An 18,190-nucleotide genomic window follows, 5' to 3' on the forward strand; every position below is an offset into this window, starting at 1 on the left:
TTACTCCCGCAGGTTGCCTTTATTATCCAGCAAATCTTTGGACTCTTCGATGGGCCGGTTTCTCAGCGCGGTCACCTCGGTCTGCAAACCCCTGATAGCCTTGTTCGATTCCCGAATCTGGTTGGACTGCTTCAGATATACACTTATAAAAAGCAACCACGAGACCAGAGCGCCCAGCATGAAGGCCCAGAAAACCACCGTTATTACCGGAACATCGAACCGCTGTGTCCAGATCAGGTGGATATCGATGGATTGATCCGGACCGCTGTTGTACAGCGCAAATCCGACGATAACTGCAATTATTATAAGTATCAGGATCGACCTAAGCACCCACATACTTCCTCCTTGGAAGATACTATGATAGATTTAACCCGAAGAAAATAACAAAGATAAACGGTCCCGTCAATAGATATAGGCTCATTCCCTGACCGCCCCCTCCTTTTTATCACCTATTCCTCTTCAGCCGGTTCAACATCCGTGAACTGGAAACCGTTCAGTAAATCCAGAAATTCCTTTTCCAGCATTTTGTAATAAAGACGTTCACAAATGAAATGAAATATAATAAGCTGGCCGTTATGCTCGGTTAAGAACATATCCCCGGCAAAAAACTCGGTCACCACATCGGCCTTATCCGACTCGTAACCGGCCCGTTGGACCTGAATGGTATACTTCCGTTCCCCGGCCAGGAGATAACCGTCGATCTTTCCCAGCGAAATTTTGGAACGTCTCTTACTGATATAGTTCCCGTACAGTATCTCGCAGGCATTGAGAATGTCTTTCTTTTGATCGGATTTGTAAACATCGCTCAACAGCGAATCGACAAACCAATCCAAATTCATCATCGACGGTCCCGCATAAACCGTCACCTTGGGGACCTGCGTATAATTCGGGGCATGCTGGAAATGAATCGGGATATCATACTGGTCCTTGGTCAAAATCAACCGGATATCACTATCACCCTTCTTGACGGAGGTGCTCCACCCTTCCGGGATTACCAGGGAATAATTGTAATCCTTGTCATAAAAAATGCCGTTTTCGATTTCGCCCGCCTTGTCTTTTTTCCGGGCCGCACAGATATTGAATATGAAGATAACCAAAAATAGCGATATCAATAGCCTTTTCATGAGTCTTCCTCCATTAAGAATTAATTCCTGTCGGCTTAGTTACATTATTAATGAATTATACCCGATTTAGTCAATAGAATATTAAAAAAAGTGCTGTAATTTATTAAATTTTATGGACTTAAAACAAAAAAAGAAGGGTCCGAGCGTCGGATGACCAATCAGTACTTTTTATATTCCTCGAACAATCGGCCCCATTCGGTTTTTGAAAATTTCCTGATAATTGACTTACCCACAATCGGATACCAAAACCAATCATGATATATATTGGAGGCCGCCGGAGCCCAGACCACCAGCGGGGAATGAAGCGCGATTTTCTCCAGAAATCGTAAACTGCCTATGCGAAGCATCTGATCGCCCCAGATGACAAATGATTTCTTGGTTCTAAAACCGAAATTTATATCCGAAATATCAATACCCAGTATTTCAATTTCACCAGGATCGGCGACACCCAGACCCCGCTCATGGCACATTCTCAAATAGGGGATTTTCAGCGGGTCAAAACCCATCAGCCGGGCCGCCACAGCATCGATCGCCACCGAATCCGACGATGCCAGCAGGATATTTTTCGAATGCGGAATCATGGTTCGGGGACCGGCCCCGTCGCCCGCCACCGTTCCATCCATAACCGCCAGGAGATTGGGATGCAATTCCTTCTGCATGATCACCAGATCCACCAGCACCTCATGAATATACTTGTGGGCGTAGTGCCGGACTTCCTTTAAAAGCCCGCCAAAGGCGTTCTTTATGGCCCCCGTGGTAGTGGAATGACCGTGAGTTTTCACCGTTGGCAAATGAATGATTTGCTTGCCGATATACATCTTCGGAATTTCGATTCCTTCCGGGAAAATCTGATCCAGCTTCAATAACGGTTCCCGGAACTGGTGAACAACCCATTCCACTTCTGGCAATGGCGTGAATCCCACGTCATACCGGTCCAGGACCGGCATCCAGAGATTATTCCGCGCCCCCTTAACCGGATTGGTCACAACCGTTTTATTTTCGATCGGCAGTAGCCTTTCCCTGGGAAACCCATCCTCGATCAGGGTTTTCACAACCCCTTCGACCTGCCACGGTTGCGAGGAACAGGCCGGGAAATATTTGGTCCATGACAGATTGAGTTTCAACAGGGTATCAAGGTTGAAATCAATAATTGATTTATAGTCTATTAACTCCAGCAGAGTCCGGTAATCCTGAAGAACCGTTTGACTCCCGGTTTTTATCACGGCAACTTTGCTTCTATTCATTATCTTTCAAATCCTATCGGTTTGCGAATTAAACTTTTAGTATAATCCTTTGCCGAACAAAAATCAAATGCCCGAAGCAACAATTCCATCTTGTGCCGAAGGGTTTTTATGGAACCGTATTGCCGAAACTTCTGGAAATACGAAAGCCCCTTCAGCCGCGGTGGATCCTCATCCAACTCCCAGGGATGGATATAAATCACCGCCGGTCTATTGGCCCGATTCAGCCGGGATATCATCCTCCTTGTGAACCAGAACGGGGAATGACGCAAATATCCGCCCCCTCCCACGGGAAAACTCTTCCCCAAAATATTTACGGTCGAAGCCGGAATTTCATAAAGATATCGCCCGTTTTCCAATTGCATCTTGAATATTTTCTTGGGCGCCCCGGGCTCCCCATAAATATCATGTTTGATCGGGTATATCGACGAATCATATATAAAACCCATTTCCTCCAGGATTTCAAAAGCCCAGGGAATCCGGGCGTTGATCGACCAGCTTGGAGCCCGGTATCCCACCGGATGAACTCCGCAGGATTCACGAATGGTCTTTACCGCCATCTCGGTATCCCGGCGAAATTCCTCCTTGTCAAAACTGTCGATTCTTCGATGATGATAGCTGTGGCAAGCGATCTCATGACCATGCGAGGCAATGTCATAAATCAGCCGGGGATGCCGCTCGGCAATCCACCCCAGGACAAAGAAAGTCGCCCGAACTCCTGCATTATCGAACATCTCCAGCAAAAGATTGGTATTCTTGACCACCCGCGAAGGAAGCTCCTGCCATTGGCGGTAATCGAGATTCTGTTTAAGATTCTCAACAACAAACCAGTCTTCCAGATCAACTGTCAGAATATTCTTAACCATCGGCCGGAAAATTCTCCGCTATCACCGCCTTTGAGCCGTCTATTTTTTGGCCGGCCGGTAATGATAGCCATAGTAGCTGTAATTATAATGATACGGAAGGGTTTCGTTTATGTTGTTGACAATAACGCCGATGATTTTATTTTTCTGGGAGGCCAGAAGATCGCGGGCCCTGAGGACAATATCGCGCTGAGTGGAACCGGCCTTGACCACCAGGATGGCTCCGTCCATTTCATCCAGGAGCAGCATCGGATCGATAACCGGTAACACCGGGGGACAATCGACCAGGATCAACTCATAATAGAATTTCATTTCCTCGATAATCTTGTGAACCGCGGCCCCGGTCAGGAAATCCGAAGGATTACTTATAATCCGCCCGGCCGTCACCAGGTCAAGTGTCTCGATGGAGGTCTTCTTTATAACATTTCGGGCCGGAACACCGTCAACGACTATATCGGCAATACCCTTATTCAGCGGCACGGAAAAAAGCTTGTGTACCATCGGGCGGCGCAGATCGAAATCGATAAGAAGTGTTTTCCTTTTTTTATCTCGCGCCGAGGTCATCGCCAGAAAGGACGAAACGATGGACTTCCCCTCCGACAGCATGGCCGAGGTCACCAGAATGGCCCGCCTCTCGCCCTTTATCCGGGTACCGTTGAGACTGTGTAAAACCCGGCGAAACTCGGTACTTTCCGGGGATTCAAGATCAAAAAACTCTATTATGGACAGGTTCTTCTTGGCCAAAGATTACTCCAAAATTGTATTTTTATCCGATATACCGGTAATGGCATCATTAAGTTTCAAGGAATGATCGCGGGCCATTTCATAGGCCCGGTTGGCTTTTTTCAAATCCGGATTAATCGCCAAAGCTTTTTGAAAATTATTGATACCTTTTTGCCACTGGAACCGCGCCTGATGCAGATGACAGACCGCCAGCTCGTAATAAAGATCGACATAATCCGGATTCTTGTTTATCTCCCGCTCCAGATAAGCAATCCGGTCGGCGATATGATTTTCCGAAAGCCAATCGGTATAAATCAGAAAACGATGGAAATAGACGGCCTGTTCCAGGCGCTGTTTTTCTTTCTTGGATTCCCGAACCGTCATTAAAAGATTATACGCCCCTTTTAAATCCCCGGCCTTCAAAGCCGCCGTGGCCCGGTCGAAATCGGATGATTCATAGGCTGGATAAATCAAAACGGCTTTCTTGAGCATATCCATGCATTTGGTCTTCAGGTCCGAAACCAGATGATAATCTTCCTTTTTGACCGCGTTTTGAATATAGGTCATGGCCAAGTTGAAATAGGCATCGGCATAGTACACATTCTTACGAATGGCTTCCTCGAATTCGATAACCGCCCGCTTGCAGGAACTCGATTCGAGCAGCGCCTCGCCCAGGGCATTCCGGTAATCGGCATAATTCTGCCGGAGCTCGACCGCCCGACTGCCGGCCTTAACTGCTTCCTCGGCGTGTCCCAGTGCCAGCTCCGTCCGCGAAAGGAAGAAAAAACATTCATGATAATCATGCTTGAGCTCCAGGGCGGTCTGGAATAAATGCCTCGCCTCGCTATACATCCGTTTATAATACAGGGCGGTTCCAAGATGATACATCATCTCCGGACGACCATTCCGGAGGACCTCTTTATAACTTTTCAGGAGATACTCAAGCTCCGATTTTTTCTCGCCGTGTTCGCATTTGACAAGATTGAGTATTTCTTCTTCTCCGATCTCGTCGGCATGAGGAAATACCATGGCATCGAGTATCTCACCGTTGACAAACAGGGTTGTCTTGATAACCCCATCCGAGGTATCATTCATCGTCTGGATCAAATACTCTTTCTTGTCATCGACAATCCGGCTGTTAAGACGGTACGATTCCATTATCCGACTCTCGTTCTTATTAAATGGTTTTAAACCGGCCCACCCGGTCAATCTGTTTTCCTTGACCTAACCAATATATTACTAATCGTTGTTTGAACTAATGCGATCATAAATCAGGAGCGCCGCCGAAATCCCGCCCAATAAAGTCACAATACTGCCAATAGAATTCATCCCCAGAAAACCGCCCGATCGGCGCGGGACTATTATGTTGTCCTCCGGCCGGATCATCAGCCGGCCCGATATCCCGGTTTCATGATATTCTTTGAGATTGACCATCGTTACCTGAGTATACTGCCCGTCCTTGGAAACCACCCTGACCTCACTCAAATCCGCGTCACCGGTCGCTCCACCCACCTGGGCAATAGCATCCAGGATATCAGTATTGTTTTCCAGAGTCATCGGACCGGGATTCTCCACCGCTCCCGTCACATAAAAAATATTCCTTGACTCGGGCCGGTCGCTCAAGGTTCGGGCCGGAAGACCCGCCGGGGTCCGGGGGACTTCGATCGTATCTCCCGCGCGGATTATCGGCAATTCATTAATCCGTCCGGCCGCCACCATGGCGGAAACGTTGACGATTTCAACCTGGCCGGCCTGATCGCCGCCCCGGACAATCATGACCCGGGTCAAATCTCCATATTCCGATATCCCCCCGGCTTCGTTAATCAAATCCCATAGACCGGGGATTTTTTCATAAGTGTATTTACCGGGATTTAACACCTGCCCGGAAATATATACTTTCTGACTGCCATAGGCGCTTATCCGAACCACCGCCTGTGAAATGGCCTTATTATAGCGGGACATCCTTCTCACGATTTCCCGCTCCAATTCTGAAGTCGTCAGACCGGAAGCCTCCACTTCACCGATAATATCCAGCGATATTTTCCCTTCCTGATTGACCTTGGGAGTGGCATCCAACTGGGGATCCTGCCAGAATTGAATCTCCAGAACATCTTCCGGACCAATGACATACGACTGGCCATACAGGCCCGCCGTCAATATCAACAAGATTGCCAGAGGGCGCAATAAACAGAATATAATCTTCATATTTATCAATCTCCTTCCGAGACGGAGGTCGTGACCTTCCATGGTTATTCTCATTTATAAAATCGACATGTATTTCAATACATTTAGATGATAAATCCTGCCGCCGCAATTTCCTTTTCAGGAATCCGACTGACCGGCATTTTCCTTCCGATCGAATTCCGGCCGATACATCCGGGCCCGATTGCCGCCCTCTTCCTTGGCTTGGAGGAGCGCCATATCGGCGGCATGAATCAGCGCATCGGCAGTATCGGCATCCTCCGGGAAAACCGCCCCCCCGATCGAAACCGTAAAACTCATGCTTGTATTGACTCGGTCGATAATGGCACTGCTCGATGAAACTCGCCGCCGAAAACGCTCCATGAATAGTTCCGTATCCTTATGACCGGTTTCCGGCATTATCAGGCAAAACTCATCCCCTCCGTATCGTGAGGCTACGTCATTGGAGCGAACCGTTTCCCGCAGGGCTGTCCCGAATGATATAATTAAAGAATCTCCGGCCAAATGGCCGTAATTGTCATTAACCTGTTTCAAATCATCCAGATCAAAAAGCAACAGCGACAACTCCCTCTTATACCGCCGGGCCCGCTGGATTTCTTCATGAATTCGCTTTTTAAAATACCGAAAATTATACATCCCCGTCAGGCCGTCGGTATACGACATCTCCTCCGCCTTCTCGAATCGGGATATATTATCCACCAGCGGTTTTGCCTCCCGGCGAAATCGGTCGATGGTCTGGATGGTTATCTCGGTTTCTTCGTCACTGCTCCAGGCCAGAAGCGCCTTCTTGCGGTCCGCCCATGGTATTGCCAGGAGATATTTAACCTCGCTGTCTATGATCGGCCGGAGGTCTTCCATCATATTTTGCTCCAGACTGGAAACATCATCAAGTCGGAACAAGCGATCGGGTTCGATTCTCTCGACCAGACAGTCAAAATGCTCCTTAATTCGGCTATCCGCCGCCTCGGGGATATTCCAGCTTATAGCCATCCAGTGATCGTCGCCCGAATCGGTCCTTATATAAAAACCCAGCTTGGAAAAATTGCCATCCCTTTTCAGCGCCTTGAAAAGCTCGGGAACCAGTTGCTGGCAATTACGCAATCTTAGAAATTTCAACATTTCACCCGATGGGCCCTGGCGCTGGGGACGATTTTGTGATTTTGTCAGGCTTTTAATCCGGTCGGCATAACGATTTATTTTTTGTTCCTGGAGACCGATATGATATGCCGCTGAAAGATTGAAAGCCAGCGTGGCCGCCAGTAAATTCAAAGATGCATTGTTGACCGACAACTCGGTCGCTATTAAATATAACCCGTATAGTTTATCTCTTAAAAAAACCGGGAAAAAATACCTCAGGCCGAATCTGTTCAATCCCGCCAAATATTCCGGAGAGAGAATTTCGGCCAGTTCGGTCAGCGGCCTAATCCCGGCACTCTCTTTGAGTTTTTGATGAAGTTCCTGTTTAAACCTCAGACGCATGCTGTTGCGCTCGATATTATCGATTCCGGCAAAATAATTAAGTTCCAGGTTGGAACGGTAATACTTGAGAAAGACTATTTTTGTGCATCCAAGATGTTTCCTCAGAATATCCGAAACACTGCCGGCCACATCCTGAATTCGGCCGCTGGCCACATTGCTTCTGATCGAAGCAATAAGATCATTGACAGTATCATCATCCAGAATGGCCCCGCCCGGGATTCGACGGCCCTTCAGCAGTAAAATCGCGGAAAGGGCTACCACCGAAACAGCCAGAACCAATATTAAGATTATCTCTATCATATACTTAAATAGGCGGTTTCGAAATCATCTTACCCCAAACAAAGGTCTGTGTCAATTAAAATATTAATTACGATTCCGATGCTGGCGGGCATAACGAAATCTGGCCCGCCGCGAAAGCAGGTTATTTCCCCAGAGAATTTTAAAAACTCCCCACCAGCCAATCCCGGAATCAAGCAGTGATTCCTGCAAAACCAGCTTCAACTCCGAAATCGTATAAAAGGGGTCCTCTCGAACCGAATCAAGAACAATCTGCTCGGCCCTGGTGAGAGATTTTCCCCCTCTGCTTTCGGCATGGAATTCGGCTGTCCGGGCGGTCGGAGCCGCCTGCGAAAACGACGGAAGTTGCTCAATCGTTGTTCGGACGCCGGTTAATGGGGCTTTTTTTTTTGGGCCCTGAGGCCCGCTGCTATTTCCGAAAGCCGCCCTGGCGGAATTGGCATTATCGAAGGCTTCGAGGATATTGTCGAACTCCAGTAATTCGTAAATCTCCATGACATTGGCCACCATATTGGCCAGCTTGATATCCCCTTCATGGCCCCGGATTTCCTTGATCCGGGAAATAAAAATGCCCCAGCCCGCCGATGAAATATAGTCCACCCCTGCCAGATCGAGGACTATTTTATAGCGATTACGGTTTAGAAGCCGGTCCAGAACCTCTTCCAGTTGAGTCGCGGTCAAGGTGTCAATGACACCGTCGACCCGGATCACTGAAATATTTTCGTCGCGGCCGCTTTCGGAAACAGATATTTTTATATTTTCCATAACTTAGTTCTTATAAATTCGGAACTAACGGAAAAATGAACAATAAATGCCCTTCTGGCAAGCCCTTTTTAGCCCCGGATCTTTTTATTTATGCTATTCGACGGTTTTTGTTTCGAGAGCGGTATCCTTCGGCTTTTTCCCATCCTCAACCGAAACAGTGATAAAGGTGATATCATCGGCTTGGGTCGCCAGACCGCAATGGTTGTCCAGATCGGCCAGAATAATTTCCGAAATCTGTTTGGGATCGGCGGTGGAACCGTTCCGGACCTGTTCCTTGAAGATATTAAGAAGTCTCTCAAGACCATATTTTTCGTTGGCCCGGTTCATTGCCTCGGTTACCCCATCGGAATATATGAACAGCCGGTCGCCGGCATTGAGATGAATAAACTGTTGCTTGAGTTTTTCCGAAAAAGCGTTCCTGCCTTCAAGAGGCAAACCCAGCGGAACCCCGGGCGGATTGATAAACCCGGCCTCCCGTTTATTACCATTGAGATAAATGAGAGGATTGTGCCCGGCCGATACAAAGTTGAGTTTCTTTGTCCGGGCGTTGTACACGGCCAGAAAAATAGTGATAAAGATCCCCGGCGGAATATCACCTTTGATGTAATTATCAACCGTCACCAGGATATCATGCGAGGAAGTTTTGCCTTTGGCATAAATCCGAATCACCGTTCTCAAGACCGACATAATCAACGAGGCCGGAATACCCTTGCCGGAGACATCGGCTACCAGCAGGCAAAAATTGTCCTCATCGATTTTAAAAACATCATACAGGTCACCGCTGATTCGCGAAGCCGCCCGATAAAAGGTATCCAGCGCCAGACCGGGAATTTCGGGTAATTTTTCCGGAAGCAATGTCTTCTGAATCTGCCCCGCCACCTCGATCTCCTTGGCCACCCGTTCCCGTTCGACAATATTGGCCCGATCGCGCCTTAAACGACTCATCATTTCGTTCAAGGCCTTGGATATTTCGAAATATTCCTCGACTCCCTCCAGCGGAAGCTCCGTTTCGATATCCCCGGAACTGAATTTCCTGACCCGTTGCACGATCCGGACGATGGGACTTACAAAATAACTGGACAGCAGATAAATTCCCCCGATGCCGAAAGCCAGCCCGATAATCGTCAGAGCGATAATTTTCCGGCGCTCATTATTGACCAGATCGGCCACCCAGCGATCGGTATAGGCAATATGAACCTTGCCGATCACCCTGTTTCCGCTTTTAATATCGTTGACTAAATAGTGAAACCTGTCCCCATTGCTCTCGAATGCCTGAGGCAGACCGATAATTTCCGGATTTACGCCCGGCGGAGGTTCATATGACCGGTGTAAATTGCGGATATCCCGGGAATCGGCCAGGATACTGCCGCCGTTGTCGGTCAGGACAACCATCTGGAATTCCCGGTTCGCCCGCTGATAACTGGCCACCAGTTCATCGAACTCCACGTCCGAACGGCGGTTTAAAATATAACCCGAGGCCTGGTCGGCAATCGTTTTCGATAGCGAACCGACCGTATCATGCAGATGGCTGTAAATATTGCCGGTGGTCCGGGAGTCGATGATATAATAAGCCGAACCGATGATCACCAGCATGACCAAAAACGTATAAAGCGAAAATTTGACCCGCAGGGTGAACATCCGTCCCATGAACAACCGGGCTTTCTCCGGTTGCATGGAAATCAGTTTGGTCATCCGCAATTCGTTGAAACCGGGCGTCGAAAGATATTCCACTGAGTCCATGATCTTTTTTATCATGTAAAAACCCAGCCCCCCTTTGCGGCCCGATTCGACCAGCTTCTGTAAATCCAGTTTCCCGCCGCTTTCGGGATGAAACGACCGGCCGTTATCCATCAGGGAAAAAATAATCCGTTTCTTGAAAACGACAATGCGGATCCTGACCCGCCCTTTTTCATAAAGATAGGCATGACGGATTATATTGGTAACACCTTCCTCGATCGCCAGGGTCACCGCTCCGACATCCTTTCGCGACAGGCCGCCATTGATACAGCTTTCCCGCACAAAACTCAATATCGCCGGCAACGAGTTTTCCTCAGCCTCGTATTCGGCGTTGATCTCTCTGACGGGCCTTGATAACATAAAATGAATATCATTTGCCGGGGCCGGATGTTCAATATAAAAAGCCCCATTGGCGAAGTATCTCGAATAAACTTATTCTTTTGACTGTAACCTTAACCGGGCCTGCTTAATATTATTCAGCGTCTGTTCATTGCCGGGATAGAATTTCAATACCTCTTCCCAGAGTTCGATGGCCCTTTCATATTCGCCGTTGCGGTAGTACTCCAGGGCGTTCAAATATATTTTCCAGACTGATTCATCTTTCTCCAGATCCTCCTGGACACTGGGCTGCTGCCGCAACGAAACTATCTTGCGCAAGTACTCCTGGGCCACCAGGTTATCCGGGGAAATCCGGATCACTTCGTTAAACTGGCCTTCGGCCGATGACAACCGTCCCAGATAGAATGATTCCACGCCCTTGCTGATCATCCGGGCCACATCTATTTTGGTCCCGACTCGACCCTTAAGCTTCTTGATGGTCAAATCATCCGGAGACAGCTCCAGAATCAGGTCGTAAGCCGTGATGGCATCCGAAAGACGTCCCTCTTTCTCGGCCCGATCGGCCCGGTCGAGCAATTCAATCAGCCGTTCTTCAACCGCCCGATTCAGCATTAATTTAAAATCGTTGAGCCGCGATGATTCAGGCTCCATCTTTTGCGCCAGCCCGATAATCGCCCGGGCGGCGACATAGCGTCCCTGGTTGAAAAAGGCGGCGGCCTGCTGATAGTAATTGTCAAGCAGGATATTCTGCAATTCTTCGTCTGAAATTTCGGCCTGTTGCTCCTGAATCAACTGGCGCCGATGGGCATCGATAGCCGCGATCTTCTCCAGGACTTCCGGGCTGTCTTCGCGGTAGGCCAGGGCCCGATGGTAATATACATAGGCCGAATCGAATTCATCATTGTTATAAAAGCGGTCGGCCAGGTAATTGTAATATTTGAATTGCTCCTGACGATCATTCAAAATCAAATAACTGCCGTGGGCATCCGCCAGCTCAGTCTCACGTCTCAATTTCTCCGATACCGAAACTCCGAATCGGAAAGAAAAACCGAAGCGATGAGAATCGGTGATTCCGTCCATAATGCGATAAGCATAATCGAACCGCACCCGATGATAGTGCAAACCCAGTCCGAAGGCCATATTATCACGATCATAACCGATCCGGAAATCGACCACATCGCGGTAATTCGTTTCCAGTCCGGTATGAAGTTTAACCGATCTTTCCTCCGGTTTTTCCAGAGCCAGGTTGAAATTATGATATAGATTCCGGAATATCCTGATATCTTTTATCCCGATCCCGAACATGATCGTATGCGGTTGAGTCTCCAGTTTTTCATTCAGCCGAAGCCGCGGAGGAATAATATCCTGGAAAATAATCCCGGCCGAAATTTTCCTTGTCAACGGCCGGTAAAAGGAAACATCCAGCCCGACCCCGTAGCTGGAATTATTGTCCAGCGACTGATTGACTATTTTCAGGGCCGAGCCCACATAAAAACCGCCCTCCAGACGCCGTCCGTACCCCAGAATTAACTGGACAATATGGTACCCGAAAGTGCCTTCTTCACTCCATTCCACCCGCCGGACAATATCATCCGTTCCAAGCCGCATAAACGATAACCCGAAACCGCCCAGCCTGGGATGAGGGTAGGCGAATGATGCGGCATCGAACATCGACCCTTCAAAAAGGGTGGCGTGCATGAAACCGAATTCCTGCTCCTCCAGCGTGGCCAGCACCGCCTGATTCCAGAAAATAGCTGTCGCATCATCGACCAGACCGACCATCCCACCGCCCATGCCTACCGATCGGGCTCCCGATCCGATAGAAAACTGCGACTCCCGGCCGCCGTCATCGCCCAGCGCCGGACCCGACCCGATAATTATCAGGCCGGTTAGAATCAATATCGCTATCGAACGGCCCGTCATTTCATCACCGCCAGCTTCAATCTGTATGTTTCATCACATTCAGCCAGTTTGATTACCACTACGTACACCCCGTTCAAAACCATCCGCCCCTCGGAATTGTAACCATCCCAGAAAACCCGGTTCTGCCCCTGCCGCCCCCCTTCACTGCCGGCCGGGTAAGAAATCTCATAGACCTTTTCCCCTATCAGGGTATAGAGGGTCATGGTAACCTCGCTGTCCGCATCAAGAATATATCCGATTTCAGCCGGACCTTCCAGCGGATTGAAAGGATTATTGCGAATCAGCAGAGAGTTCTCCAACCCCGGTTTGACGACCACATAGCTTTCGCTGATCAAATAGCTGTCACCGCTTTCACCGCGGATTGGAACCAGTTGATTAATCCTCGGCCCGGCGGCAAAGATGGCTCGTATGTCCCGCCGGTCGATGTACAGTTTGAAACTTGCAAACGGAATATTCTCCCGGAACTTCGCCATCAGACTGATGGTATCCGATATTCCCGGATCAAGGACATAATCATCGAAGGCCAATACCAGCCGTCCGCTGTCTATAACCGCCGATGTAAGAAGCACATCATCCTGCATAAAACCGGATTCGGCCAGGACGAGAATATCATCCGGTGCAATATGAAGACCGTTCTTGTCAGTAAATTCTATGGTGATAGTAATCAACTCGACCACATTCAACTGGTTTTCGGTATCATTTTTCAGTTTCAGCACCAGCAACTCACCGGTGGTTCCTTCTCGAATCAGCGACGTCGCACCCGCCACGGCATCGACAACCAGTTCCGCGTCGCCGGGCTCGACCACAATCGGGAAAGAAATAGAATCGGTATTCACCAGGGCCGGCTGACCGGTATTGCGATCAAGCGGCATTCGGCTGACTTTCAAAATGAATTCAGTCGATAATGATTGGGCCGGGGCGGTAAGTTCGAAAACCAGGGTACTGCCGGTCTCCACATCCTCGCTCACCGAATCGGTTACGCCGAAATCATAGCCGCCGGTCAAGAGCGTTATTTCCCCGTCACCGGCCGCCGCTTCGCCCAGATTATGCAGTTCGGCTTCGACCGAAAAGGTCTGATAGTAATCGACATAGGACCCGCTGGTATTCCTGAGTGCATAGCGCAGGTCTATTTCGGCCGGGGATTGCACTGATACCGCCACCGTATTATCCAGCGGTGAAAGAATCACCGCCCCCGAAGCCTCGATTACCGACCGATAAATCAACAACGGGGTTGAATAATCCGGCGCGGTTATATTGAATGAATTACCCACCACGGAACTGGACGGAATGGAAATTCCATGCTTTTCGGCATAAGTGACCAATCCGTTTTCGGACTGGATATAGATCGAAATCGAATCAATCGTGGCATCGGACAGATTTTCCACGCTGACGGAAATCGAAAACGGCTGATTGTAATTGACAAATGGAGGATTGTACGTATTCAGGTCGGTGGAGATAATTTGCAGCCATGATGGAACAACCGTCTGGTCCGAAACCACTATCGTTTCATCACCGAATAGAATCGTATCGAGCCGGCGGGAATAAAGCTCGGCACCGTTTAAGATCATTCCCGGATAAAGTTCCTCACCCACCAGGCTTTCGGGTATATATATCGCCCCGGTTCGGATACGGTTGATACCGGGATGCAATTTTGTCGGATCGACCGGGAAGGCCGAAAGAATCCCCCCCTGATGCTGCAATTCGAATCGGGATAACACCGGATCAAGTAAAATATCGGCGGAACCATCAAGAACCAGATCGAATTCAAAAGACTGAGCCGTATCATACAACAGAGTCAAAGGCGACAGGGTATTTGAAACGTATTCCGGATTGGAACGATATTCGACACGAACCGAACCGAAATTCTCCAGTTGTTCAAAATAAATTAACGGTTCGACAGCCGGATAAATATAACCCGACAGCATCAGCCCGGCAGACAATGGATCCGAAAGACCGTATTCTTTTAAATCGGGGATGTCCACGTTTTCGAACCTGACCGACATGACGTTATCAAGAATTTCAACCGACTTGGTTTCCGCCGCCAGTGGTATCGGGTCAGATTGGGGGATTTCCAGATCAAGTTGCAGATTCGAAATATACGCGACCTCCGGCAAACCAGATCCGATTAAATTGAATCTCATCTCCAGCATCGCCAGAGTCGATGGAGTCAAAAGTGTATCGCACGATAAGGATCCGGCAACAAATTCGAGCCGTGATGGTGCGATCGGTTCAACCCGGTATGATTCGATATAATCAGCGGTTATTATGGCGCTATAAGCGAAATATTCCGATTCAATCCCGATTACCACCGAGTCCTCTTCTGCGGGCAAAAGCTCCCCGGTGGGAATGGCAGTTTGAAACGTCAGAAATTTACCCGGCTCGGGCATCTGATCCGGCTTATATATTGCCAGACACTGGACGGGACAGGATTTGAAATAAGCCCGGATTGTCATTGCCTCGGGAGTCAGGTTCCCGTTATTGAATACCGTCAGATTGATTATATAATCCCGACCGATATAGGCATAGCCGGAAACTTCCCCGGCCATATCGAATTCCATGTTATTGAAAGTAATTTTAATCGGATACGACAGCACTTCTCCGGCTATCGCGCTCAGCCGGACCTCTCCCGCTTCTCCCTCAAATATAATATATTCAGACGCCAGATCAGCCACCCCATCGGTAAAATCGAAAACATTATCGAGAATCGATGGTGAGAGAGTCCCCCGATCTGTATTCAGTTCGACCGGCGTCTGTGAAGCATCGAAATCAGTTTTGATATTTCCGAATTTATCCATAGCCGTAAGAGTTGCCGGACCCAGAAGCGGTTGACCTACAAACTGCGACTCGGCCAATTCCATGACCAGTTCCGCGGCCTCACCGGGATAAACCTCAATATTGAGATTCCGGCTGAATTGCTCCGTTGCGGCCGTCAGTTCCGCAATACCGGCCCGATACAGATAAATAACCGCTGAACCGGTCCCATGCTGAACATAGATATCATTGATCACCGGTTCAAAACCGCCCGGTGAAATTCCATCATTCAAAAGGGTCAGCGAAATTATGCCTTCCGCCGGTTGCCCATTTTCATCGACTGCCCCGGTTATAGATATAAGAGCGGTTTTCCCGGCCATAATTGTTGATGAATATTCGAGTTCAAAGGAGACAATCGGCCCGACTTCCCCCGAAACCGTGATATACCCGGTGGAACCGGTCCGGAAACCATCCGTTACAGTAAGTCGCTGATACCCGGCCGCCCCCAGTTGAAACAGACTTCCTTCAAAGGAATGAACACCGGAATCGGCAACAGTGAAATAATAAGGATTACCTGCATCATAGTAAAAAACCGCCAGGGGATCCACGGCCGTAAAATAGGCCGGACCATCATAATCGGTTTTCAGATTATCAAAGGCGTCATACACTTCGACCACCACCGGCGATGGGAAAACCTGCCCCGACGGAACATACGGAGGATACTCGGTAATTTCAAAATGATTGATTTCCCCCGGCCGGACCGCTATTAGCCCTGATCGGGCCGTCAATCCCATGTACTCCGCCTGAATCCGCCCGGTCCCGACTTTGGTGACAAACAGGTTCCCCCCGGATATCAATCCAATCGGATCCGAATCGGCCGTCAGGGACCATTCATATTCAATATTTCGAATCTCATTGCCCAGCCGATCCCGGGCAATGGCCCGGAACAGCTGGCTCTGCCCGGCTTTCAACCACAGCGGTTGATCCGGCCTTATCGATAAAGAAACCGGGACATCCGGAATTATATCGAAATATTGCGAGGCGGTCGGCCCGGAGACGATCTGCAGATAGCGATTAAAAATAATCCCATAAAGCCGGTATTGCCTGGCCACCGGGGTATTCCCCACCGAATTAAGCGTAAAGGTCATTACCGTTCCGGGAGGAGGCGATTGTCCGGCCTTAAAGGTAAAGGCGATCGACCGGCCGAATATGAAAGTCCTGTATATCTCCAGATTCCCGCCTTCATGATTATCATCAATATTTATGCTTACAATCCCCGACAAATCGAAATTCGGCGGGAATGTGAACATCAATCCGCCCTTATAAGGAATTCCGGTTTGGGGCAAAGTTATATCGATAGTGTAGATATCAGAGTTGCCGGCTATTCCCGATGACGGCGTTACCACTATCTGACCGGCCGGCGGGCAACCGACTCCGGCCGCAAGGATTACCGTTTCTCCATTGCCTTCCCATGATTGCAATTCCTGCAATGAATCGGGTAACTCATATACGATTTCCTGAGCATAACCGTATGACAGGATGAGAAGGATAAAAAGTGGGGCAAAAATCAATATTCTCAATTGGCTAGCCATAATTATAGCGGTCATTCACCCGTGAAAAAGCAAAGACAGTACCTTTCTACAAACAAAAATTGACCGATTCCAAATAACTTTATACTTAAATAAATACTTTATGTAATTGTAGTATCCGACTGGATGTCAGCATAATAACAGGTTGACATTTCATTCATTAAATTCAATAATGAAATGCCCGAAAGAAGGATGTGAAAAATCAGTTTTGAGAGAGAATAATGCGCATAATGATGCGCAATATGTGCATGTCAATGCGGTTTTGCCGCTCTTTTATCTAACACGTTTTTCGGCCGATTGAACCGTGTTGGCCAGCAACATGGCAATCGTCATCAGCCCCACTCCCCCGGGAACAGGGGTAATAAACGAGGCCTTCTCCAGACAACCTTCGTAATCGACATCGCCGATAATCCGGTATCCTTTATCATTTGATTGATCCTCGATACGGTTAATCCCGACATCAATTATCACCACCCCTTCTTTGACCATATCGGCTGTAACAAAACGAGGTTGCCCGATAGCGGCAATAAGAATATCCGCCCGACGACAGACATCCCTTATATTAGTGGTCCGGGAATGGCAAAAAGTTACTGTGGCATTGGCTGTCCTGGCTTTCTGCAGGAGTATCACCCCGATCGGTTTGCCGACAATATTGGACCGCCCCAGTACCACTACTTCCTTACCGGCCGGATCGATATCATAGCGACGCATCAATTCCACGATTCCGTACGGGGTGCAGGGCAGGAAGGTCGGGTGCCCCTGAAGAAGCATTCCGAAATTGAATGGATGCAACCCATCGACATCCTTGGCCGGATCAATACGAAGAATCACATCCTTTTCTTTAAGATGTCCCGGAAGCGGCAACTGCACCAAAATTCCATCGATATCTTTCCGCCCGTTCAACTCCAGGACAATTTTCTCCAATTCTTCCTGGGTGATATCGGCCGGCTTGCGAATGACTTCGGAAAAGATACCGATTTTCTCACACGCCTTCGCTTTGCCGCGGACATAACTCTGGGAGGCCGGATCATCGCCCACCAGCACCGCCGCCAGTCCCGGAGTAACGCCTTTCTTTTTAAGCTCTGCGACTTTCCGTTGAAGCTCTTCCTTGATCTCACCGGATATCTTTTTGCCGTCGATTATTGTCGCCTCCATAA

13 protein-coding genes are annotated in these 18,190 nt (G+C 48.8%); all 13 read right to left on the reverse strand.

All coding sequences use genetic code 11. The features are described from left to right. On the reverse strand, nucleotides 1–336 hold the full coding sequence (locus JXQ28_09825) for a LapA family protein (protein ID MBN2278032.1): 336 nt from the start codon (nucleotides 334–336) through the stop codon (nucleotides 1–3). A gap of 113 nt (nucleotides 337–449) precedes the next feature. Further along, a complete protein-coding gene (locus JXQ28_09830; protein ID MBN2278033.1) occupies nucleotides 450–1,124 on the reverse strand; it encodes a hypothetical protein in 675 nt (224 codons plus the stop codon). A 158-nt stretch (nucleotides 1,125–1,282) separates the two neighbouring features. Then, on the reverse strand, nucleotides 1,283–2,368 hold the full coding sequence (locus JXQ28_09835; protein MBN2278034.1) for a DUF362 domain-containing protein: 1,086 nt from the start codon (nucleotides 2,366–2,368) through the stop codon (nucleotides 1,283–1,285). After that, nucleotides 2,368–3,231, reverse strand: a complete 864-nt coding sequence (locus JXQ28_09840) for a DUF3473 domain-containing protein (GenBank protein ID MBN2278035.1) — start codon at nucleotides 3,229–3,231, stop codon at nucleotides 2,368–2,370. The genes JXQ28_09835 and JXQ28_09840 overlap by 1 nt, the downstream gene beginning before the upstream one ends. 39 nt (nucleotides 3,232–3,270) lie before the next feature. Beyond that, the gene (locus tag JXQ28_09845; protein MBN2278036.1) at nucleotides 3,271–3,972 is read right to left on the reverse strand and encodes a CpsD/CapB family tyrosine-protein kinase; all 702 of its coding nucleotides are present in this window, start codon (nucleotides 3,970–3,972) and stop codon (nucleotides 3,271–3,273) included. A 3-nt stretch (nucleotides 3,973–3,975) separates the two neighbouring features. Then, nucleotides 3,976–5,109 carry a tetratricopeptide repeat protein gene (locus JXQ28_09850; protein ID MBN2278037.1) on the reverse strand — a complete coding sequence of 378 codons (1,134 nt, stop codon included), beginning with the start codon at nucleotides 5,107–5,109 and terminating at the stop codon, nucleotides 3,976–3,978. 81 nt (nucleotides 5,110–5,190) lie between these two features. Further along, nucleotides 5,191–6,156 (reverse strand): SLBB domain-containing protein, encoded by a 966-nt coding sequence (locus JXQ28_09855; GenBank protein ID MBN2278038.1) that lies wholly within the window; start codon nucleotides 6,154–6,156, stop codon nucleotides 5,191–5,193. A gap of 117 nt (nucleotides 6,157–6,273) precedes the next feature. Next, a complete protein-coding gene (locus JXQ28_09860) occupies nucleotides 6,274–7,932 on the reverse strand; it encodes a GGDEF domain-containing protein (protein ID MBN2278039.1) in 1,659 nt (552 codons plus the stop codon). A gap of 63 nt (nucleotides 7,933–7,995) precedes the next feature. Next, entirely contained in the window at nucleotides 7,996–8,694 is a 699-nt protein-coding gene (locus JXQ28_09865) for an STAS domain-containing protein (protein MBN2278040.1), read from the reverse strand. Between the two features lie 93 nt (nucleotides 8,695–8,787). Beyond that, nucleotides 8,788–10,791, reverse strand: coding sequence for a SpoIIE family protein phosphatase (locus JXQ28_09870; GenBank protein MBN2278041.1), 2,004 nt, complete (start codon nucleotides 10,789–10,791; stop codon nucleotides 8,788–8,790). A 72-nt stretch (nucleotides 10,792–10,863) separates the two neighbouring features. After that, nucleotides 10,864–12,693: a PorV/PorQ family protein gene (locus tag JXQ28_09875; GenBank protein MBN2278042.1), complete on the reverse strand. Its 1,830-nt coding sequence runs from the start codon at nucleotides 12,691–12,693 to the stop codon at nucleotides 10,864–10,866. After that, nucleotides 12,690–17,036, reverse strand: a complete 4,347-nt coding sequence (locus JXQ28_09880) for a hypothetical protein (protein ID MBN2278043.1) — start codon at nucleotides 17,034–17,036, stop codon at nucleotides 12,690–12,692. The genes JXQ28_09875 and JXQ28_09880 overlap by 4 nt, the downstream gene beginning before the upstream one ends. A gap of 270 nt (nucleotides 17,037–17,306) precedes the next feature. Then, on the reverse strand, nucleotides 17,307–18,188 hold the full coding sequence (gene folD, locus JXQ28_09885) for a bifunctional methylenetetrahydrofolate dehydrogenase/methenyltetrahydrofolate cyclohydrolase FolD (protein ID MBN2278044.1): 882 nt from the start codon (nucleotides 18,186–18,188) through the stop codon (nucleotides 17,307–17,309). Nucleotides 18,189–18,190 lie beyond the last annotated feature (2 nt).

The organism is Candidatus Zixiibacteriota bacterium, from assembly GCA_016933955.1.
GTDB lineage: Bacteria > Zixibacteria > MSB-5A5 > GN15 > PGXB01 > JAFGTT01.

Excerpts from the sequence above, each read along its gene's own strand:
- JXQ28_09825 (MBN2278032.1), bottom strand. The coding sequence starts at position 336 with ATGTGGGTGCTTAGGTCGATCCTGATACTTATAATAATTGCAGTTATC.
- JXQ28_09830 (MBN2278033.1), bottom strand. The coding sequence starts at position 1,124 with ATGAAAAGGCTATTGATATCGCTATTTTTGGTTATCTTCATATTCAAT.
- JXQ28_09835 (MBN2278034.1), bottom strand. The coding sequence starts at position 2,368 with ATGAATAGAAGCAAAGTTGCCGTGATAAAAACCGGGAGTCAAACGGTT.
- JXQ28_09840 (MBN2278035.1), bottom strand. The coding sequence starts at position 3,231 with ATGGTTAAGAATATTCTGACAGTTGATCTGGAAGACTGGTTTGTTGTT.
- JXQ28_09850 (MBN2278037.1), bottom strand. The coding sequence starts at position 5,109 with ATGGAATCGTACCGTCTTAACAGCCGGATTGTCGATGACAAGAAAGAG.
- JXQ28_09855 (MBN2278038.1), bottom strand. The coding sequence starts at position 6,156 with ATGAAGATTATATTCTGTTTATTGCGCCCTCTGGCAATCTTGTTGATA.
- JXQ28_09860 (MBN2278039.1), bottom strand. The coding sequence starts at position 7,932 with ATGATAGAGATAATCTTAATATTGGTTCTGGCTGTTTCGGTGGTAGCC.
- JXQ28_09865 (MBN2278040.1), bottom strand. The coding sequence starts at position 8,694 with ATGGAAAATATAAAAATATCTGTTTCCGAAAGCGGCCGCGACGAAAAT.
- JXQ28_09870 (MBN2278041.1), bottom strand. The coding sequence starts at position 10,791 with ATGTTATCAAGGCCCGTCAGAGAGATCAACGCCGAATACGAGGCTGAG.
- JXQ28_09875 (MBN2278042.1), bottom strand. The coding sequence starts at position 12,693 with ATGACGGGCCGTTCGATAGCGATATTGATTCTAACCGGCCTGATAATT.
- JXQ28_09880 (MBN2278043.1), bottom strand. The coding sequence starts at position 17,036 with ATGGCTAGCCAATTGAGAATATTGATTTTTGCCCCACTTTTTATCCTT.
- folD (MBN2278044.1), bottom strand. The coding sequence starts at position 18,188 with ATGGAGGCGACAATAATCGACGGCAAAAAGATATCCGGTGAGATCAAG.